2 protein-coding genes are annotated in these 3,415 nt (G+C 55.6%); one reads left to right on the top strand and one right to left on the bottom strand.

What is annotated here, in order from left to right:
- On the bottom strand, window positions 1–191 hold a 191-nt coding region (locus tag AB0M08_RS47290; RefSeq protein WP_364508881.1), incomplete at its 3' end, for a transposase domain-containing protein.
- A 373-nt stretch (window positions 192–564) separates the two neighbouring features.
- On the opposite strand from AB0M08_RS47290, the gene AB0M08_RS47295 reads away from it, so the two are divergent.
- Entirely contained in the window at window positions 565–3,318 is a 2,754-nt protein-coding gene (locus AB0M08_RS47295) for a DUF1156 domain-containing protein (protein ID WP_364508883.1), read from the top strand.
- Window positions 3,319–3,415 lie beyond the last annotated feature (97 nt).

Consider the following 3,415-nt stretch of genomic DNA (forward strand, 5'->3'; position numbering starts at 1 on the left):
GCGACCACGTAACGCATCATCACGTGCGCGGGCAGCCGCCGGACCCGCTTCTCCCGCCGCTCGGTACGGTTGAGAACCTCCTCGAGCAGGTCACGATCGAACCGGGTCGACACCACGCCCAGCGCGATGTGGTCGGTCAGGCGGCCCTGCGGCCGCGGCAACGGCAACGGCTCCACTACAGACGAGGTCACGGCAGATGACCGTACCGGCCTGTCAAGCCTTCGTCAGGTCACCACGCTGACCAGCACCGATGCCCTTAACTGAACGGCATTGGGTCTTGGGCCGAACCGGGCAGAGCTGGCGAGACTCACACGAGACGCCCGGCGCCATATCTGATGGCTCTCCCTGCATCGCGCTCTGCTGTTCCGGCGTCCTGCGCGGTTGGCGTGTACCTAACTTTGTGTAGTTAGATCAACACAATCAGTCAAATGTCTGCTCTTGTATGCCTGCTTGGCCGACGCAGTGGTGCCGCGGCTTCTAAATGATTACTTGGGATCGACGTCTGTCGCTTCAGATCGTAAGTTCGACTCGGCATCATGATGATTCCACCGACGGGAGACCGCTGTGTCGGTTGTCCGCAAAAGGAAGTTAATCGAAGTCTCACTGCCGCTAAAAGCAATTAATCTGGCATCTGCGCGTGAAAAATCTATTAGGTACGGGCATCCTTCCACGCTGCACCCATGGTGGGCGCGTCGACCACTGGCGGCTTGCCGCGCAGTTCTCTTCGCTCAACTAGTTGATGATCCCTCGTCGCATCCTGAGAAGTTTCCAAGCGAAGATGACGTAATTGACGAACGAAAACGCCTACACAAAATTATCGAAGATCTGGTTTCGGATAAGGCGAACGACGAGATAATACTTGCAGCGGTACGCAAGGAGATATGGGAATCTTGCAATGGTGACCCGCCATTGATTATGGATCCATTTGCGGGCAGTGGTTCAATTCCGCTCGAGGCTCAGCGCCTTGGCCTCGAAGCGCGGGCCACGGACCTTAACCCAGTAGCCGTATTGATTAGTAAGGCTCTGATCGAAATACCGCCGAGGTGGGCTGGCAGGCCGCCAGTGTTCCCAGGTGCCGCGGATTCGCAGAAAGGCACCTGGAACGGCGCTAAAGGACTTGCTGAAGACGTGCGCCGGTATGGTGGTTGGCTCCGCGACGAGGCAAAGAAGCGGATCGGCCACTTCTACCCTAGCGTCGGAATGCCGGATGGCGCACAAGCTACAGTCATTGCTTGGATTTGGGCGCGCATCGTTTTATGTCCAAATCCGGCGTGCAGTATCCATATGCCGCTTGTTCGATCATGGTGGCTCGGCAAGAAAAGAGGAAGGGAGGCATACCTAGTTCCACGCGTTGTAAATGGAAAAGTTAAATACTCAATCGGCACGGACGATCAAAATTTGCCTCAGCGCGGTACCGATGGAACGATCCGTCGAAATAGTGTCCTCTGCATAGGATGCGGATCACCCGCCTCGCTCTCCTACGTACGAGAAGAAGGAAATGCGGGACGGCTAGGTGTACAACTCTTGGCGATTGCCGCGGAGGGGCCAGGTCGCCGCGTCTACCTTCCGCCCAGCGATGACCATGTTGCCGCTGCGAATGTGCCCAAGCCAGACCACCTACCGGAAGGTGATTTGGCGAACGACCCACGAAATTTATGGTGCGTGGGCTACGGCTTTAAAGCCGTCGTGGACCTCTTTACCAACCGTCAGCTCGTAGCCCTAACAACGCTGTGCGACCTAGTTAAGGTGGTGGGTTCTCGGGTTGAGGTGGACTGTCGAAACCGAGGCATGCGACCTGTCGAAGCCACTGCGTATGCGACAGCGATATCCACATACCTCGCAATGGCCGTCAGCCGCCAGGCCGACTATTCCTCAAGCATCACGACATGGATGCCAGACCCGAAGAACGAAGGCCTGCGCAATACCTTCGCGCGGCAAGCTATTCCGATGGCTTGGGATTTCGCTGAAGTTAACATCTTCAGCTCCTCCTCTGGAAATTGGGATTTCATGGTTCGAGGGATCACCAGGGTGCTCGATAGCCTTTCGGTCGGGCCGGCTGGCTCAGCGGACCAAGGTGATGCTCGATATATCGAGAAACCAGTCGGGACGGTCCTGTCTACAGATCCTCCGTATTATGACAATGTAAGCTACGCTGCGTTGTCAGATTTTTTCTATATCTGGTTACGTCGAACTTTGCGTAGTAGCTATCCAAATTTGTTTTCAACCGTTGTCACGCCAAAAGAAGATGAGCTGATAGCCGATCCCATACGACACGGCGGACGGGAGAATGCGGCAGAATTCTTCCGCGTACGGTACCAGGAGATATTTACCTGGCTTCGTCGCAATGCCCGAAGCGATCTGCCCATTACGGTCTACTATGCCTACAAGCAGTCGGAGATCACCGACAGCGGCGAATCGTCAACGGGGTGGGATGCGTTACTCGACGGAATGTTGCGAGCTGGATGGACCGTTCAAGCGACATGGCCGATCAGAACAGAGCGCAGTGGCCGGATGCGCGACATTGGATCGAATGCGTTAGCTTCCTCAATCGTTCTCGCCTGTCGGCCTCGATCAATAGCAACCGGCAGGACCGATAGGAGCCGTTTCGTTGCTGAATTGCGCCGAGAACTGCCAGACGCGCTGCGAAGCATGCAGGAGGAAAGCATAGCTCCTGTGGATCTGGCGCAGGCCGCGATTGGTCCGGGTGTGGCAATATTTAGTAAGTATGCAGGCGTCGTAGAACCTGACGGTTCAGCAATGTCAGTTCGTACCGCCCTTGCGCTGATTAATCAGGTACTTGCCGAAGTGCTGACCGAACACGACGGTGAACTCGATGCGGACAGCAGGTTCGCGCTTAAGTGGTTCGAGCAACACGGCTGGGAAAAGGGAAAATATGGCGACGCCGAGACGATCGCCAAAGCATATAATACATCCGTACCTAGACTAAAGCGAGCTGGAATCTTCTCGGCTCAGGCCGGGAGTGCTCAACTTATTGCGCCAGAAGACCTGTTAACGACATACGGTTCTGCTGGGGAACGGCAGATTTCGTGGTGGCGGATCGTTTTACAGATAGTTCACAATTTGGAGGATCGCGGCGTCGAAGCCGCGGCTGGTTTCATGGCAGAGGTTAAGCCCCAGATCCAAGATCTTTACATCGTGAAAGAATTGGCGTATTCGCTCTTTGCTATTTGCGAGAGGAAACGATGGAGTAGGAGTGCCCTTAGATTCAACAACCTTGTTGCCTCTTGGTCGGATCTTGACGACTTGGCACGAACCATCGCCTCGCTCAACGTGGGCGGAGAGGGTGATCTAGGTTGAGAGTAACTACTCAGGTCAGTTGATGGCGGGGATCCATGGCTGGCCGGATGTCAGTTGGACGAGGGCGTCGTAGAGGTTGATGCCGTGTTTGGTGGCG

The organism is Actinoplanes sp. NPDC051851 (genome assembly GCF_040681165.1).
GTDB lineage: Bacteria > Actinomycetota > Actinomycetes > Mycobacteriales > Micromonosporaceae > Actinoplanes.